At 36.6% G+C, this 16,280-nt stretch carries 16 protein-coding genes; 8 read left to right on the forward strand and 8 right to left on the reverse strand.

What is annotated here, in order from left to right; all coding sequences use genetic code 11:
• Nucleotides 1-124 precede the first annotated feature (124 nt).
• Entirely contained in the window at nucleotides 125-2,812 is a 2,688-nt protein-coding gene (gene ppc, locus P256_RS08570) for a phosphoenolpyruvate carboxylase (protein ID WP_023273294.1), read from the forward strand.
• 41 nt (nucleotides 2,813-2,853) lie between these two features.
• On the opposite strand, the gene P256_RS08575 is transcribed toward ppc, so the two are convergent.
• Nucleotides 2,854-3,120 (reverse strand): metal/formaldehyde-sensitive transcriptional repressor, encoded by a 267-nt coding sequence (locus P256_RS08575; RefSeq protein WP_023273295.1) that lies wholly within the window; start codon nucleotides 3,118-3,120, stop codon nucleotides 2,854-2,856.
• Nucleotides 3,121-3,182: 62 nt separating this feature from the next.
• Between P256_RS08575 and P256_RS08580 the strand changes: the two genes are divergently transcribed.
• Both P256_RS08580 and P256_RS08585 read left to right on the forward strand, forming a co-directional pair.
• Nucleotides 3,183-4,073 (forward strand): cation diffusion facilitator family transporter, encoded by an 891-nt coding sequence (locus tag P256_RS08580; protein ID WP_023273296.1) that lies wholly within the window; start codon nucleotides 3,183-3,185, stop codon nucleotides 4,071-4,073.
• A gap of 124 nt (nucleotides 4,074-4,197) precedes the next feature.
• Complete coding sequence (locus P256_RS08585) at nucleotides 4,198-5,487, forward strand: solute carrier family 23 protein (protein ID WP_023273297.1); 1,290 nt, start codon at nucleotides 4,198-4,200, stop codon at nucleotides 5,485-5,487.
• Between the two features lie 42 nt (nucleotides 5,488-5,529).
• Here the strand turns inward: P256_RS08585 and P256_RS08590 are convergent, their stop codons facing one another.
• The 3 genes from P256_RS08590 to P256_RS08600 are packed head-to-tail and all read right to left on the reverse strand — an operon-like array spanning nucleotide 5,530 to nucleotide 8,674.
• Nucleotides 5,530-6,585 carry an aromatic ring-hydroxylating oxygenase subunit alpha gene (locus P256_RS08590; protein ID WP_023273298.1) on the reverse strand — a complete coding sequence of 352 codons (1,056 nt, stop codon included), beginning with the start codon at nucleotides 6,583-6,585 and terminating at the stop codon, nucleotides 5,530-5,532.
• A gap of 27 nt (nucleotides 6,586-6,612) precedes the next feature.
• Complete coding sequence (locus tag P256_RS08595) at nucleotides 6,613-7,578, reverse strand: PDR/VanB family oxidoreductase (protein ID WP_023273299.1); 966 nt, start codon at nucleotides 7,576-7,578, stop codon at nucleotides 6,613-6,615.
• Nucleotides 7,579-7,624: 46 nt separating this feature from the next.
• Nucleotides 7,625-8,674: a Rieske 2Fe-2S domain-containing protein gene (locus P256_RS08600; protein WP_040332027.1), complete on the reverse strand. Its 1,050-nt coding sequence runs from the start codon at nucleotides 8,672-8,674 to the stop codon at nucleotides 7,625-7,627.
• Between the two features lie 106 nt (nucleotides 8,675-8,780).
• Here P256_RS08600 and P256_RS08605 point away from each other — a divergent pair, with 106 nt between their 5' ends.
• The 4 genes from P256_RS08605 (at nucleotide 8,781) to P256_RS08620 (ending at nucleotide 11,157) form a co-directional block, all read left to right on the forward strand.
• Nucleotides 8,781-9,695 (forward strand): LysR family transcriptional regulator, encoded by a 915-nt coding sequence (locus P256_RS08605; protein ID WP_023273301.1) that lies wholly within the window; start codon nucleotides 8,781-8,783, stop codon nucleotides 9,693-9,695.
• 92 nt (nucleotides 9,696-9,787) lie between these two features.
• Nucleotides 9,788-10,126, forward strand: coding sequence for a DMT family protein (locus tag P256_RS08610; protein ID WP_081401746.1), 339 nt, complete (start codon nucleotides 9,788-9,790; stop codon nucleotides 10,124-10,126).
• A 190-nt stretch (nucleotides 10,127-10,316) separates the two neighbouring features.
• Nucleotides 10,317-10,628, forward strand: coding sequence for an ArsR/SmtB family transcription factor (locus P256_RS08615; protein WP_023273303.1), 312 nt, complete (start codon nucleotides 10,317-10,319; stop codon nucleotides 10,626-10,628).
• Between the two features lies 1 nt (nucleotide 10,629).
• On the forward strand, nucleotides 10,630-11,157 hold the full coding sequence (locus P256_RS08620) for a rhodanese-like domain-containing protein (protein ID WP_023273304.1): 528 nt from the start codon (nucleotides 10,630-10,632) through the stop codon (nucleotides 11,155-11,157).
• Nucleotides 11,158-11,198: 41 nt separating this feature from the next.
• Here the strand turns inward: P256_RS08620 and murJ are convergent, their stop codons facing one another.
• Both murJ and ampD read right to left on the reverse strand, forming a co-directional pair.
• Nucleotides 11,199-12,737 carry a murein biosynthesis integral membrane protein MurJ gene (murJ, locus tag P256_RS08625; protein ID WP_023273305.1) on the reverse strand — a complete coding sequence of 513 codons (1,539 nt, stop codon included), beginning with the start codon at nucleotides 12,735-12,737 and terminating at the stop codon, nucleotides 11,199-11,201.
• Between the two features lie 78 nt (nucleotides 12,738-12,815).
• Nucleotides 12,816-13,385: a 1,6-anhydro-N-acetylmuramyl-L-alanine amidase AmpD gene (gene ampD, locus P256_RS08630; RefSeq protein ID WP_023273306.1), complete on the reverse strand. Its 570-nt coding sequence runs from the start codon at nucleotides 13,383-13,385 to the stop codon at nucleotides 12,816-12,818.
• A gap of 182 nt (nucleotides 13,386-13,567) precedes the next feature.
• Between ampD and P256_RS08635 the strand changes: the two genes are divergently transcribed.
• Complete coding sequence (locus P256_RS08635; RefSeq protein WP_040331978.1) at nucleotides 13,568-13,942, forward strand: diacylglycerol kinase; 375 nt, start codon at nucleotides 13,568-13,570, stop codon at nucleotides 13,940-13,942.
• A 495-nt stretch (nucleotides 13,943-14,437) separates the two neighbouring features.
• Here P256_RS08635 and gap read toward each other — a convergent pair whose 3' ends face one another.
• Both gap and P256_RS08650 read right to left on the reverse strand, forming a co-directional pair.
• Nucleotides 14,438-15,439, reverse strand: a complete 1,002-nt coding sequence (gene gap / locus P256_RS08645) for a type I glyceraldehyde-3-phosphate dehydrogenase (RefSeq protein ID WP_023273309.1) — start codon at nucleotides 15,437-15,439, stop codon at nucleotides 14,438-14,440.
• A gap of 48 nt (nucleotides 15,440-15,487) precedes the next feature.
• Entirely contained in the window at nucleotides 15,488-15,787 is a 300-nt protein-coding gene (locus P256_RS08650; protein WP_023273310.1) for a hypothetical protein, read from the reverse strand.
• Between the last annotated feature and the right edge of the window lie 493 nt (nucleotides 15,788-16,280).

Below are 16,280 nucleotides of genomic sequence, written 5' to 3' on the forward strand. Positions count from 1 at the left end.
TAGACCAATGGCTAAAGATTTTTCGATATTTATTTGCTATGGTTGAAAGAGATTATTGAGGATTAATAATTCAAAGCATCATTCTTTATTTTATAAGAAACATACTCCCTAGAAGGAATTTATTATGGCACAAGATATCGATGCTCCATTACGCGACGATGTTCGCCTTTTGGGTAATCTCCTTGGAGAAACCTTAAAAAGGCATGTTGGAGAAGATCTGTTTAACCAAGTTGAACAAATTCGTGCATTGGCAAAAGGTGCAAGTGACGGTCAAATCGAAGCTGAGAAAAAGCTAGAAGAATTATTTTTAAACCTCGAAGATGATGCTTTCCTTCCACTCACCCGTGCCTTCACGCATTTCTTAAATTTTGCAAATATTGCAGAGCAGTACCATGTTGTTCGTGGACGCAGAGAAGCTGAGTTCGATACAGCACGAACATCGCCAAATCCACTCATTCCACTATTTGAAAAGTTACAGCAGCACAATATTGATCAAGAAACGCTATATCAGCAAATTTGTGATTTAAGTATTGAGCTTGTACTTACTGCTCATCCAACAGAAGTCAGCCGCCGTACACTTATTCAAAAATATGACAATATCAATCGTTGTTTAGAAACATTAGATCAGAAAAAACTTACCCCTCATCAACGTACAAAAATTATTGAAGAACTCAAACATTTAATATGTTCGGCATGGCATACCGATGAGATTCGTCAACAACGCCCAACACCTGTAGATGAAGCCAAATGGGGTTTCACTGTTATTGAGCAAACTTTATGGAAAGCAATTCCTCGCTTTTTACGTGAGCTGAGTGAGCTGGTCGAAGAAAAATGTGGTAAGCCATTACCTATAGATGCAACCCCAATACGTTTCGCCTCTTGGATGGGTGGAGATCGTGATGGTAACCCAAATGTCACACATAAAGTAACTCAGCAAGTCCTTTGGTTTTCTCGTTGGCAAGCAACTGATTTATATTTACGTGACTTAGAGAGCTTACGTTGGGAATTGTCTATTCAGGAATGTACGCCTGAATTACGTGAAGCTTTAGGCAGTGACCATTCAGAACCATATCGTGAGTATTTAAGAGATACTCGTGAACGTTTACGTCTAACGCATGAATGGCTTGCAGATAAGCTACAAGGTAACCCAACTACAGACCACCTTCGACTTATTCGTCATAAAAATGATTTATTAGACCCTCTCATGCTGTGTCATAAATCATTGGTTGAATGTAATCTTGCAGAAATTGCCAATGGTAACCTACTCGACTTCATTCATCGTGTTCAATGTTTTGGTATTGAATTGCTTAAGCTCGATATCCGTCAGGAGTCTACACGTCACCGCCAAGCCATTTCAGCCATTACCGAATATTTAGGTCTTGGAAACTTTGAAACGTGGACAGAACAAGCAAAACAAAACTTTTTGCTCAATGAATTACAAAGTAAGCGTCCTTTACTTCCTAAAGTTATTCATGAGCCGAAAACAAGTTTAATTAATCATCCTGATGTACAAGAAGTGTTTGCAACCATGCGTACACTTGCAGAGCAACCGCCTGAATCATTAGGTGCGTACATTATTTCAATGGCAGAACACCCAAGTGATGTATTGGCTGTTTTACTTTTACAAAAAGAAGCAGGTATTCAGACTCCTTTACGTGTTGTGCCACTCTTTGAAACGCTCAAAGATTTAGACGGCGCTGCTGAGGCCATGAATAGCTTATTTAATATGCATTGGTATAAACAGCATATTCAGGGCAAGCATGAAGTCATGATTGGTTACTCTGACTCTGCCAAAGATGCAGGATTTATGTCTGCAAACTGGGCACAGTACCGTGCACAAGAAGAACTCACGGCAGTTGCTAAAAAACATGATGTTCGCTTAACCCTATTCCATGGTCGTGGTGGTTCAATTAGTCGTGGTGGTGCACCAACACAACAAGCACTTTACTCTCAGCCTCCGGGTTCAATTTCAGGTGCTATCCGTGTTACTGAACAAGGGGAAATGATTCGCTTTAAGTTTGGTGTTGCCGATATTGCTTTACAAAACTTAGAGATCTACACCGCAGCAACACTCGAAGCGACATTACTCCCACCTCCTGTACCGAAAAAGGCATGGCGGACGCTTATGGATCAGATGACTGAAACATCTGTGCATGTATACCGTAATACGGTACGTGAAAATCCACACTTTGTGAGTTATTTACGCACTGTTACGCCTGAGCTCGAATTGCAGATGTTACCGCTAGGTTCTCGTCCTGCAAAACGTAAAGTGAGCGGTGGTATTGAGTCATTGCGTGCAATTCCATGGGTTTTTGCTTGGACACAAATTCGTTTAATGCTACCTGCATGGTTAGGTACAGGTGCTGCATTAGATGAAATACTCAATGCAGACAAAAAATCGCAACTAGATGAAATGCTACAAGAGTGGCCATATTTCAGAACACTGATTGATATGCTAGAAATGGTATTATCTAAGTCGGATGGTGATGTTGCTTGGTATTACGAAGCACACCTAACCAACGATCCAAACTTACATGCGCTAGGCAATGAATTGCGTCAAAGACTACAAGATGCAATTGATACTCTGCTTCGCTTAAAAGGTGAATCTGAGTTATTAAGCCAAAATGAAGTGCTCGACCAAGCAATGCGTGTACGTAAAACATATCTGCTTCCACTACATTTATTGCAAGCAGAATTAATGCGTCGTCGCCGTGCATATGTTGCCGAACATCAAGCAGAGCATACACCTGTAGATCACTCACTGATGGTGAGTATTACAGGTATTGCCGCAGGTTTACGCAATACAGGTTAAATGTTTTAGCAACAATCAATATAGATATAGAGAGTAGTCATCTACTCTCTATATTTTTTTAGCAGTTTAAAAAATTCATCCATTTCACTTTCATTATACTGGCTCTCCGTCAGCACATGATTTTTTAAATGCTCTTCAATCAGCTCATTCATCAGTCCATTCACTGCACCTTTGACCGCAGCAACTTGCTGTAATACCTCTACACAACTCTTTTCTGAGTCATGCACAGTTTTTTGTATGCCATTAATTTGACCTTGCAACCGATTTAAGCGATTTATAATTTTTCGATTCTCGTGTAAATGACCCATATATAGATTTCCTAAGAAAATAAATATACCATACCCAGTATAGTATATTTAGGATTTGTATTATGCAAAAAACCACATATTCTCCTACACATTCTCATGTATTTGACGAGGGGAATCCATTAGCGCAAAGAAAAATTTTAATTGCGACAATTTTTACAGCAGTCATGATGGTATTAGAAATTGTTTGTGGCAGTTTATTTAACTCAATGGCATTGCTTGCAGATGGTTGGCATATGAGTTCACATATGGTGGCTCTCGGGCTTGCATATGTTGCCTATAAAGCTGCACAACATTATGCAAAAGATCCGCGTTTTTGTTTTGGCACATGGAAAATTGAAGTACTTGCTGCCTATACAAGCGCAATTATTCTCATGATGGTTGCTGTATTTATGGGATATGAATCTATAGTGCGTTTACTTCACCCAATAGCGATTCAATATAACGATGCTATTTTTGTCGCAACCCTTGGGCTGATAGTAAATTTAATTTGTGCATGGCTACTTAAAGATAACCACGGTCACGGTCATCATGATATTAACCAAAAAGCTGCTTTTCTACACGTTGTTGCAGATGCCGCAACATCTATTTTTGCAATTCTTGCCCTATTTGCAGGGAAATATTTAGGTTGGAATTTTTTAGATTCAGTATTGGGTATTGTTGGTGCATTTTTGGTTGCGCACTGGGCATGGGGTCTTATTCAACAAGCAGGTAAAACCTTATTAGATGCAGAAATGGATCATCCACTTGTCGAACGTGTTATGCACTCTTTTGACATACTTCAAGATAAAATTACCATTACAGATATACATCTTTGGAAAGTTGGAACAGATAAATTTTCTTGTATTTTGGCATTACAAACCCATGACTCAAGTATCTCAAGAAATTCGATTCAACAAATACTTTTAAAACAACATGAAATTGTTCATACAAGTATAGAAATAAGGAATATATGATATTTTTCATTGCTTTATTTTTACTTTAGAGAAGGATGCCTTTTAAAAATATTAATTTTTTGCAGAATTTTAATCTAACAACGCGTATCATTGTTTTAATTTTGTCTGCTTCTTTGGTGCTTTTATGTCATGGTTTCCTCAATGGCGCCCATATCAGGGTGAAACTGAAAATCGTCCCGTTGCAACGAACGAATATCTTCCCGCATCTCATAGCATCATTTTAGGTTTACAACATACATTTGCGATGTTTGGTGCAACAGTACTTGCACCTATTCTTATGGGGTTTAATCCAAATCTTGCGATTTTAATGTCAGGTATATGTACGATCTTGTTTTTTATACTTACAGGTGGTCGTGTACCCAGTTATTTAGGTTCAAGCTTTGCATTTATTTCAGTGGTTGCAGCAGCAACAGGACATGCAATTGGTGCAGGTGCAAACCCTAACCTAGGTGTTGCACTGGGCGGTATTATGGCATGTGGTATTACTTATGCCATCATTGGTCTGATCGTAATGGGGACAGGTACACAGTGGATTGAGAAACTTATGCCGCCTGTTGTTACAGGTGCAGTAGTTATGATTATTGGTCTAAACCTTGCACCTGTTACAGTAAAGTCTATTGCGGGTAATCCTTTTGATACTTGGATGGCTCTCATTACCATTTTATGTATGGGTGGAGTTGCTGTTTTCACTAAAGGTTTATTACAACGTCTTTTATTACTGCTTGGGCTCGTCCTTTCTTATATTATTTATATTATTGCGACCAATGTTTTAGGATTGGGGCAAACCATCGACTTTGGAAAAATTGCTGCACAACCATGGTTCGGCATTCCTTCATTTACACACCCAACATTCGATATAAATGCAATTTTAATTATTGCTCCTGTTGCACTTATTCTAGTCGCTGAAAATCTTGGGCATATTAAAGCGGTTGGCGCAATGACCAATGAAAATCTAACTCCACAACTTGGCAAAGCATTTTTTGCAGATGGTATTGCCACAACTTTATCAGGTGGGCTCGGAGCACCCGGTATGACAACTTATGGTGAGAACATTGGTGTTATGTCTGTTACACGTGTTTATTCTTCTATTATCTTTGTGATTGCAGGTGTATTTGCTGTTTTACTCGGCTTATCACCAAAATTTGGTGCGGTAATCAGTACCATTCCAACTGCATTACTTACAGGTGCATCTATTGTTGTATTTGGTTTAATTACCATTGCAGGTGCAAAAATTTGGATTCAAAATAAAGTTGATTTTGCACAAAACCATAATCTTATTATTGCTGCCGTGACCATTATTTTAGGTGCGGGTAATTTTGAATTACACTTTGGTAGTTTTAATTTAGGTGGTATTGGTACAGCAACTTTTGCTGCAATTGCACTCAATTTATTATTTAGCCTGAAAAAAGTTTAAAACTTTGGGCAGAGTTTTTATGCTCTGCCCTTATCCATTCTCTTAGACAATATAGTTTTTACTCAGCCCCCAATCTGCCAAAATACGGCGATACATGGTCGAAGACCGATCTGCTTCGAAATGTGCCTCCATAGTTAAATCTAAAGGTAATTCCTCAGGTTTTTGTGACTCGACAAACTCTTGGTCTTCAGCAAAAATTTGTGCATTAAAATCATAAACTGCCTGTAAATCTCCTGTGGTATCAAAATTACGCGTCAGTGGTACAAACAGACGGGTTTTATTGTGAGAAATTGGACAGCAGGCATTAAGTATTTTCAATACACCATCATTCGGAAAATGCACCGTCAATATTGCTGAAAATGGTGGATATACATCGAATACACGTTTCCATAAAAAATCTTTCGGTGCTAAATGCTGTAATCCATGCGGATAGTTACTGACATCACTCACATATTCAGTATGCAATCCATAACTTGTTTTTGTCGTTGAGTATTTAGGAACGATTGGATTTTCACGGGTCGCAAACGCGTTATGATGTACCCATGCAAAGTGCGCAACGTCAATAAACCCTTCAAGTTGTCGACCACTTGAACCTGAAATGTCTACAAATGGCGGTAAAATATTTTGATGTTCCTCGTGCTCCCACGTATCTAACTCAGGAAGCAATGCCACTTCAGGATTTCTATTTTGTAAACTTGTCCAAACCAACCCATATTTTAAAATGACAGGGAACTTTGTCAGTGAAAACCGATCTGAAATTTTAGCTAAATCAGGTTGTGCAGGAATTTGAGTACACTTGCCTTCCGAGTTATAGCGCAACCCATGATAGGGGCAAATAATTTCTTCACCTTCTACCCACCCCTTGGTCAAAGGCACACCACGATGTGGACAAATATCACGTACCAAGTGAATCTCTCCACTTTCTGTTTTATATGCTGCAATTTTTACGTCTAATAAAGTGACTTGTTTTGGCTGTGTTGAAAGCTCATCGATGGCTGCTATGGGATACCAATGTTGGGATAAAATCTCCCAATCTTTGTCTTCAAACTGGCTATAGCAAGGCTTATTTACTAAATTTATGACTGGGATTGCATTCATGTTATACCTCGTCTTTTATTTCCACTGCTATAAGTTAATTTCTAAAACTGCACTTTTGGCTCTTGAACAACATAAAGCAATGTACTGTTCATCTGCTTGTTTTTCTTCATCGGATTGAACGGTATCTTGATGGTCAACTTCACCACAGACCACCTGAGTTAAACATGCACCACACATGCCAATTTCACAGGAAATGGGTACATTTATGTTATTTTCGATAAGTACTGTTGCGATGGTTTTGTCGTTGGGCACATCAAATACTTCCCTAGTCGAGCTTAATCTGACTTGAAATCCATCATCTGAACTGACTGCAATATTTGTTTTTACAGGGGCAAAAGCTTCAAAGAATATTTTCTCATTTGACCATCCATGCTGTATCGATTTTTCAATACAGACATCCATAAATGCTTGTGGCCCACACAAATACATTTGGCTCTCTTTTTGAGGTTGTTTTAGCGCATTAGGAAATGTATTTCGAATGCCTTTTCCCTGTACTGTTTCAATAATTTCGATAGTTCCATACTGAAAGTCTCGCTTTAGTCTTTCTGAAAATGCCACTTGCTCAATCGTTTTTACATAATAAAAAAGTTTAAATTTCTTCTGTGACTGCTCTAAATATTCTGCCATCGTTAAAATAGGCGTAATACCTATGCCACCTGCAACTAAGCAATATTCATCTGATGGTGCCAATTGAAAATGATTGCGTGGTAATGAAATTGTTAGTTCATGTCCGACACGCAACGTATCGTGAATAAATTGAGAACCACCACGAGAGCTTTTATCTCTTTTTACACAAATCGTATAATGTTGTTCATCCGATGGACTACCGACCAAAGAATATTGACGGATCAACATTGGCGTTAAATAAACATCGATATGTGCACCCGCTTCCCAGCTTGGAAGAGTCACTTTATCTTTTGCCTTAAATACAACCTCAATATTGCCATCACCTTGAAGTGACATACTTTTGACAATAACCGTAATTTTTTCCATATTTACTGACTCTTTATCTGTGCCAACATACTTTGAGACGGAATGGTTAAATCAGAAAAAACTGATCAAAGCCTGCCTTTTTAAGACAACGGCGCAGCATAATTGAACTACGATCGGCAGGAATGTGTGCCTCAAGCTTTAGATCAAGCGGCAGTCGTTCAGGCTTTTGTGTTTCTACCATGAGGCGATCTTCTTCAAATATTTTTAGGTTGTAATCAATGACATCTTGTACTTTGTCATCTAAATCATAATTTTTCACAATCGGTGCAAATAGACGTGTTTTTCGTGCAGAAACAGGAGATGCAGCATTCATAATGACTTGTTTTGCACCCTGACGAAGGTGAATGGTTAAAGTTGCTGTAAATGGCAAGTGAAATTCGAAATGTCTTAAAATTTTAAAGTCATCTGCCTTCTTAAAGGTATCACTCGCAGGATAATCCCCAACTGTACTCCAATAATCTGCATTAAAACCCTGTGCTGTTTCTTGTGTGCTGTAATCAGGTACAAACTGATTTTCAGGGTCAGCAAATGTACCCGTATGTACCCATGCAAAATGGGCAACATCCAAAAATCCTTCTACTTGTCGTCCTGCAAATGCTTCTATATCTACAGGTGTGCATATGACTTGTTGTACATTTTCCTCATGCCAAAGTGGCAGATTCGGTACAGTTTCTTGCGTATCATGGGTTAAGCATGTCCACACTAGACCATATTGTTCTATAACAGGATAGGTATACAAATTTAGCTTATTGGGAATCGTTTGCTGTGGACTAGAAGGAATACGATTACACTTTCCACCTTCACCAAATCGCAAGCCATGATATGGACAAATTACACCTTCTCCATCATGAGAACCTAGCGTCAGTGGTACGCCACGATGTGGACAAACATCTCTTGCAACAATAATCTCTTCTTTAATCTTATAAATCACTAAATTTTCATCGAGAAGTGTCGCTTTTATAGGAACATCTTGAATATCTTCAATTCTTGCAACTGGATACCAATACTTTGCGAGTTTAAGCCAATCCTCTGTAGAAAATGTGCAATGTGAAGGCAGATCAATATTTAAGGGTTGTGTTTTTATGGCTGCATTCATCATTTTCATTCTTCGCGATTTGGCTAATTAAAATTATTATTATGTGAAGCCATCATTTCGTCTATTATAATGATTTGAATATCTCATTCTAATTTTTAGAACAGCTATGAATACACCATTTTCACGTTTTTCGACCTATTTTATGGCTGTGGCACGCACGGGAAATCTGCGCCAAGCGGCTGAACAGCTCTATATTTCAGTATCGGCAGTACATCGACAAATTGCACTGGCTGAAGAAGAACTCGGTGTAGAGCTTTTTGAAAGACTTACCAATGGTATGCGCCTGACACTTGCAGGTGAATTACTCTATGCAGATCTTTTAAAATGGAAAAAAGATTTTCAGGTAACACAAACCCGATTCGATGAAATTCAAGGTCTGACACGCGGAACGATTAATATTGCATGTATTGCAGCATTGGCAGATAGCTTTCTTATGGACTGTATGTCAAAAATGTCTGAGAAATATCCTTGGATCAATTTTAATATTCATGTCAATGAAAGTGATGTTGTGGCACATAAGATCATTCAAAATGAAATCGACTTTGGACTTATTTTTGAACCAAAACAACACCGTAACCTAGAAGTGATTTCTTTTATAGAAATTCCAATTGGGTTTGTGATGTCACCGCAGCATCCACTCGCACAAAACAAAGAAATATCTCTTTCAAATACACTCGATCAACGCCATATTACTGCGCATAAGCCACTGGTTATTCAAGAAAGAATTGAAGCCATTTATCAACATCATCAAATAAGTCCTGCACAGCATATTATGTGTAACGACATCGAAATGATTCGATCACTCTTAAAACAAAACTTAGGACTATCTATACTCAGTTACTTAGATGTCATGAACAGTGTTTTAAATAAAGAGCTTTGCTTTATTCCAATCAAAGACAGACACATTCACCCGTTAACACTTGCATTGTGTACCGCACCTAAACGACAAATTTCAAAAGCTGCTCAAGTCATGCTCAGTGAAATTACACAAACCATGCAAACTTTAAATATGCCATTTTAAATAAAATTCTGAATAGAGCTCATTTCATTTTTCAATGCTTTTATTGATAATTAAACTATAATCAGTCATCTAAAAATAAATGTTGAACAATAATGTATTACGGAATTTTGTTTCTTGTTATTTCAAATTGCTTCATGACACTTGCATGGTATGGTCACCTTAAATTTATGCATGATACTCCCTTGTGGAAAGCTATTTTATTTAGTTGGTGCATTGCTTTACTTGAATACAGCTTTATGATTCCTGCAACGCGACTGCTTTCTCAAACAAATTGGTCTTTAGGGCAAGTCAAAATTACGCAAGAGGTGATTACGCTTATTGTTTTTACACCGTTTATGATTTTTTTATTTAAACAACCTTTTAAATTAGATTATCTATGGGCGATGTGTTGTCTGCTTGGTTGCATTTATTTCGTATTTAGAAGCCAATAGTACTAACTCATTTACCTCACAGAAGAAGAAATCACTTAGGTATTTCTTCTTTTACTTTCAATCTGAACCAAAAATATAACGCTATATTATTCAAACTACTTTCTTGTTTTGCACTTCATGAATAAATACTTCTATTTTCTTTTATTTTAGATTATTCTAAATTAGTTTTATCTAAATAAAGATTTATGCAATGAGTTTAGAGCCTCAATACAACAATATTTTAAATGTATCTTCATTTTTACAAGCATTGAGTAACCCCAATAGATTAATGATTCTCTGCCTACTTATCCAAGAAGGAGAGCTCACCGTTGGTGCAATTAATGAAAAAGTTGATTTAAGTGCCTCAGCTTTATCACAACATTTAGCCAAAATGCGTGATGAGGAAATCGTTACATATAGACGAGAATCACAAACTTTATATTATCGAATCCATAATCCTGATGTCATAAAGCTTATGAGTACACTCAAAGATATTTTTTGCCCTGAAACAAAAGAGAAGTGATATGTCTATTATTGAAATATCTGCCACAGAAGCAAATCAAATGCGACTTAAAAAAGCATTGATTGTAGATATTCGTTCTCCACAAGAATATCTAAGAGAGCATATTACACATGCCATCAATATCCCTATTGAAGACTTAGGAAATAAAACACAACTACCTAAATCTGAAAACATTATTTTTTATTGCAAAGCAGGTAATCGAACCAAGACCAATATCCATATATTTGAAAAGACTTTTACCCAAGCATACCTACTAAAAGGCGGTATAGATGCTTGGAAAACAAATCACTTACCTACTACTCAAGACAAAACCCAACCTATAGATATTCAACGCCAAGTACAAATTACTACAGGCTTACTTATCCTTATAGGGCTTTTGCTCGGCTATACTATATCAACATGGTTTTTTCTTATTTCAACAGGAGTTGGTACTGGTTTAGTCTTTGCAGGTATTTCAGGATATTGTGGATTAGCAAAAGTACTCATGAAAGCACCATGGAATACAAAATACATCTCTATTAAAAACTAAAAAAGCAGCACATTGGCTACTTTTTTAGTTTTGGTCACAAGTTATGGTTTTAAATGTCGTGGTCTAAAACCAACAATTAATAATGTGAATGCATAGGCAACCACACCAACAAAACAAAGACCTAGAACTTCTGTAATACGCATCCACTGCGAGAGCTGCCCATTATAAAAGTGAATACCAATCGCTAAAGCAATTCCCATCACAATATTTGCAATCAGATATTGGACTGCAATTTTTTTCCAATGTGGTCCAAATCTGAAAACATCACGCTTATGTAAGAAGTAATATAATAAGCCTGCATTTACAAGTGCAGAAAATGATGATGAGATGCCTAAAGCCATATGTGGTGCATGCCAATCAATATACTTAAAGAACGTAATTAAAATAACATTCATTAGCGCATTGGCAGCTACAGCCACAAGTCCAATACGTACAGGAGTTTTCGTGTCTTGTTGTGCATAAAAACCAGGAGCAAATACTTTAATAAGCATAAATGCCAACACACCACCACTCATACACTGTAAAGCCAATGAGGTCATTCTTGTATCTTGAGGGGTGAATTCACCATGCTGAAAAAGTGCTTGAATAATTGGGGTCGACAACATAAATAATGCTAAGCTTGCAGGCACACCTACTAAAATAATAACGCGTGCAGCCCAATCAATCATACCTTTAAATTTTTCAACATCTTGTTCAGCATGTCTTGTGGAAAGTGAAGGTAAAATCACTGTCCCAATGGCAACACCTATCAGTCCTAATGGTAGTTCCGTCATACGCTCTGCACTATAAAGCCATGACACAGAACCATCTTGCATAAACGATGCCCATATGGTGTTTAGCAGTAAGTTAATTTGCGTTACAGATACGCCAAATAATGCAGGAAGCATCAAACGTAGAATCTTTTTTACACCTTCATGTTTAAAGTCTACTCTTGGTGGAATCAGTAGTTTTTTATGCCATAACTCCGGAATTTGTATCGCAAGCTGAATAATACCTGCGGCAATTACAGCCCATCCCAATGACATGATTGGCGTTTGCATATAAGGTGTAAGCCACCAAGCGCCTGCAATCATAATTGCATTGAGAAGTACGGGAGAAAATGAGGGACTAAAGAAAGAGCCATAGCTATTGAGAATACTACTTGCAAATGCCGTTAGTGACATAAACATTAAGTATGGAATAGTTAAGCGAAACATCTGTACTGCATCGACAAATTTATCGGGATGTTCATGAAAACCGGGAGCATATACATACACAATTGCAGGTGCAGCAAGCATCGCAATGAGTGTCAATGATGACATTAACAGTAACAAACAGCCAAAAACACGACTAATGAGTATTTGTACTTCAACATGTAGTTTTGTTTTATACTCAGTTAAAACAGGAATAAATGCTTGAGAGAATGCACCTTCTGCAAACAGTCGCCTGAAGAAATTCGGTATCCTAAATGCAACGACAAAGACATCAAACTCTTTGCCTGCTCCAAATACATTTAACAAAACCATATCACGTACTAACCCTAAAATACGTGACAGCATCGTCATTGCACTTACGACAAATGTCGACCGCCAAAGCGCCATTTTTTATACCTAAATTTAGTTTAATATGGCCATTTTAATTAAAATGGATGGATTTTTTCATTAAAAGATCAATTATTATCATGAATCAGCATTTAATAATGCTCTAAAACGTAACCAGTTAAAATATGGCCCCGGATCAGTTTTACGCACAGGTGCAATATCTGAATGTCCTGCAATATGCTGTTGTATTTTCGGATATGCTTGCTTTAGACAATGAACTACACTTACAAGTGATGTATATTGAGCCTCCTCAAAAGGCAAATCATCGCTTCCTTCAAGTTCAATACCTATCGAATAATCATTGCATTCAGGCAGCCCTAAATAAGTAGAACGCCCTGCATGCCATGCACGGTCTTGGAAATTAACAAATTGTATTACCTCACCCGTACGTAAAATAAGTAAGTGGGCAGAAACTTCCATCCCTTTTATAGTCTGAAAATATGGGTTTGCATCCCAATCTAATTTGTTCTGAAAAAACTGCTGAATGTACCCTTGCCCAAATTGGGAGGGAGGTAAGCTGATATTATGAATTACAATAAGTTGAATTTCACTTTCTTCAGGACGTTGGTTAAAGTTCGGAGATGGTATTTGACACACTCCTTGTAAAACACCATTTTCTATATAAAAAGGCTGTGTTTTTTCTTGCATTTATCGCCTCAATTCAATGCATTTTTCAAAAGAAAAGCAGAATACCATTTTCAGGGTATCACGATGGAAAAACTTACATTTAGATGTAATTTTTTATATCAAACTAAATTTAACTTTTACTTAATTATAGACACGGTATGATATCTAGTATCTTGTCTTACCCATTGCTCAATTTATAAATTATGAGTCAATACTCCCCATTTAAAGGAAATCATGGGATGAAACGCATTATAAATGCTTTTCATTACTCAATTTCAGGCTTTCAATCAGCTTTTCAAAATGAGGCTGCATTTCGGCAAATTGTATACCTTAACCTAATACTACTCCCCATAAGTTTTTGGGTGGAAGCATCTAGATCAGAACATATTTTACTTATTGTTGTTGGTCTCATTGCCATTATTGTCGAGTTATTTAACTCAGCAATCGAAGCTGTTGTAGATCGTATTTCACTTGAAAGACATCCTCTTGCAAAAATTGCAAAAGATATGGGCAGTGCTGCTCAATTTGTTGCCCTGACTATTATTTTTATAACATGGATTACCATACTATTCTTCTAATCATTTGCAATGCAAACCCCTTAAAAACATAAGGAATATTCAATCACAATATATTAAAACAAATTATATTATTATAATTAAATAATTTATTTGATTGATTATGGAAATATCTCAACTAACTCGTAGAGTTAAACAAATACGCTACTCAGGTATATTCATTGCCATAGTACTTATTTCACTCATACTCTTAAATTTTAAAACCAATGGGTTTAATCGAGCCACGATGAAAGATAATGGTGAATGGTACTGGTGTGGAGCCTTTTACTTTTTAATGTCGACACATTATTTAAAATATCTTAAGGGAAAATATCCTAGTACGAATATATTAAGCAGACCTATAGAAAATGGCATAACCTTATCCATAGTCTTTGCTGTACTTATGCTTGTAAGTATTTGGATAAAGAAACCTTTTTAATATTTCAATATCTATACCAAATAAAAAAGCCGATATATAAATATCGGCTTTTTCTTAATTATTACAATTTCTTGTAATAATTATTTTTCAGCAACTTGCTGAATTGTATCGATTAAACGGTTAGAGAAGCCCCACTCGTTGTCGTACCAACTTGTTACTTTTAGGAATTTGTCACCAATTACATTGGTTAAGCCAGCATCAAAAATTGAAGATGCAGGGTTTTTAATAATATCTGAAGATACGATTTCATCTTCTGTGTATGCCAATACACCTTTCATTTCATTTTCAGCAGCTTTTTTCACAGCAGCTTTTACTTGCTCAATAGTTACTGTTTCTTTTAAGTTTACAGTTAAGTCAACCATTGAACCTGTAATTACTGGTACACGTACTGCACCACCATCTAATTTTCCTTTTAGCTCAGGAATAACTAGACCAATTGCTTTCGCTGCACCTGTAGATGTCGGCACAATGTTCTGTGCTGCACAACGTGCACGGCGCATATCTTTGTGTGGAGAATCTTGTAAGTTTTGATCTTGTGTATAAGCATGGATTGTTGTCATGAAGCCATCAACAATACCGAAGTTATCATTAATTACTTTTGCCAAAGGTGCTAGGCAGTTTGTTGTACAAGATGCATTTGAAACAATGTTATGTTTCTCTTTGTCATATAAGTCGTTATTTACGCCTTGAACAATTGTTAAGTCAACTTCACTTGCTGGTGCAGAAATAACAACTTTACGTGCGCCTGCTTTTAAGTGTTTAGATGCAGCAGGACCACTTACAAACACACCCGTAGATTCTAAAACAACATCAATATTTAATTCTTTCCAAGGTAAGTTCTCAGGGTCTCTTTCTTGGTAAACTGCAATTTTTTTATCGCCAATGTATAGCGCGTTTTCTTCTACTTTAACTTCTTCAGGAAAGTTGCCAAATGCCGTATCATACTTTAATAGGTGTGCAAGTTGTTTTACCGATCCTAGATCGTTAATTGCAACAATGTTAATTTCGCTTTGTTTTGCTTGAAGTGCACGAACAAAGCTACGACCAATACGACCAAATCCATTAATAGCAACATTAATCATTTTATATTCACCTTTGAAATTAAAATTTCCATCTTCTTTAAAATTGTATCAGCTATGAGACTGAGCTTTTGATGTTAACCAATCAACTGCTGTTTTTTCTAGTCCCCAAGAGGCCCATGGTGACTCCCCTTCTTTAATAGCAGTCACGAATACTTTATCGTCAAAATCGAGTTTTAAATAGTTTTTAATGTAGTCTCGAACTTTTTTGGCATCAGGATAAAGTGTATTCACCACCCAAAAATTATGTAAGATTTTTTGGCAATTTCCTTTAGAAACGGTATGAATTGCGTCTTCCACACGCCCATAGTTCGCTTCATCTGTTTCAAATATAATCGCAAAATATGACATTCCCGACTCCATTAAACTATTTAAAATAGCGCAAGATTAAGTCAATAAAACAGACTCTACACTTTCTCTATACGATGAAAATACACCTTAGGGATTATCTACCCTAAAGGACATACTACATTAGTATAGAAAAACCTTTTCTTTGCGTTCACTCCATGATTAATAAAAAGCATCACTTTAAGATAACATGAGTTCTCTTAGAAAAAGACGCTTTTACTTTATGATTCCGTAAAAATTTAGTGCTTAATCCGTATATCTATTGCAAATTAAAAATAAGTAATACATATCACAAGATATCGACTTTGACTTCTCTATCTCCCTGAATTGACTAAATTCTTATGTCCCTCACCTTCAAAACTAGCACATTAAGTTAATCTTTATCAATCACTTAAAAAAATAAATTTGTCTGATATTATTTCAAAATAATTCATAAAGTATACGCACTACAATTTCTTTAAATATAGCTATAAATTCTTGAATTAGAGTTTTAAAA

This window comes from Acinetobacter nectaris CIP 110549 (assembly GCF_000488215.1).
GTDB lineage: Bacteria > Pseudomonadota > Gammaproteobacteria > Pseudomonadales > Moraxellaceae > Acinetobacter > Acinetobacter nectaris.

What these genes read in the sequence shown, in the direction of transcription:
- P256_RS08620 (WP_023273304.1), top strand. Translation starts at nt 10,630, where the DNA reads ATGTCTATTATTGAAATATCTGCCACAGAAGCAAATCAAATGCGACTT.
- P256_RS08605 (WP_023273301.1), top strand. Translation starts at nt 8,781, where the DNA reads ATGAATACACCATTTTCACGTTTTTCGACCTATTTTATGGCTGTGGCA.
- P256_RS08580 (WP_023273296.1), top strand. Translation starts at nt 3,183, where the DNA reads ATGCAAAAAACCACATATTCTCCTACACATTCTCATGTATTTGACGAG.
- ampD (WP_023273306.1), bottom strand. Translation starts at nt 13,385, where the DNA reads ATGCAAGAAAAAACACAGCCTTTTTATATAGAAAATGGTGTTTTACAA.
- P256_RS08600 (WP_040332027.1), bottom strand. Translation starts at nt 8,674, where the DNA reads ATGAATGCAGCCATAAAAACACAACCCTTAAATATTGATCTGCCTTCA.
- gap (WP_023273309.1), bottom strand. Translation starts at nt 15,439, where the DNA reads ATGATTAATGTTGCTATTAATGGATTTGGTCGTATTGGTCGTAGCTTT.
- P256_RS08585 (WP_023273297.1), top strand. Translation starts at nt 4,198, where the DNA reads ATGTCATGGTTTCCTCAATGGCGCCCATATCAGGGTGAAACTGAAAAT.
- P256_RS08635 (WP_040331978.1), top strand. Translation starts at nt 13,568, where the DNA reads ATGAGTCAATACTCCCCATTTAAAGGAAATCATGGGATGAAACGCATT.
- P256_RS08610 (WP_081401746.1), top strand. Translation starts at nt 9,788, where the DNA reads ATGTATTACGGAATTTTGTTTCTTGTTATTTCAAATTGCTTCATGACA.
- murJ (WP_023273305.1), bottom strand. Translation starts at nt 12,737, where the DNA reads ATGGCGCTTTGGCGGTCGACATTTGTCGTAAGTGCAATGACGATGCTG.
- P256_RS08650 (WP_023273310.1), bottom strand. Translation starts at nt 15,787, where the DNA reads ATGTCATATTTTGCGATTATATTTGAAACAGATGAAGCGAACTATGGG.
- P256_RS08595 (WP_023273299.1), bottom strand. Translation starts at nt 7,578, where the DNA reads ATGGAAAAAATTACGGTTATTGTCAAAAGTATGTCACTTCAAGGTGAT.
- P256_RS08615 (WP_023273303.1), top strand. Translation starts at nt 10,317, where the DNA reads ATGAGTTTAGAGCCTCAATACAACAATATTTTAAATGTATCTTCATTT.
- P256_RS08590 (WP_023273298.1), bottom strand. Translation starts at nt 6,585, where the DNA reads ATGAATGCAATCCCAGTCATAAATTTAGTAAATAAGCCTTGCTATAGC.
- ppc (WP_023273294.1), top strand. Translation starts at nt 125, where the DNA reads ATGGCACAAGATATCGATGCTCCATTACGCGACGATGTTCGCCTTTTG.
- P256_RS08575 (WP_023273295.1), bottom strand. Translation starts at nt 3,120, where the DNA reads ATGGGTCATTTACACGAGAATCGAAAAATTATAAATCGCTTAAATCGG.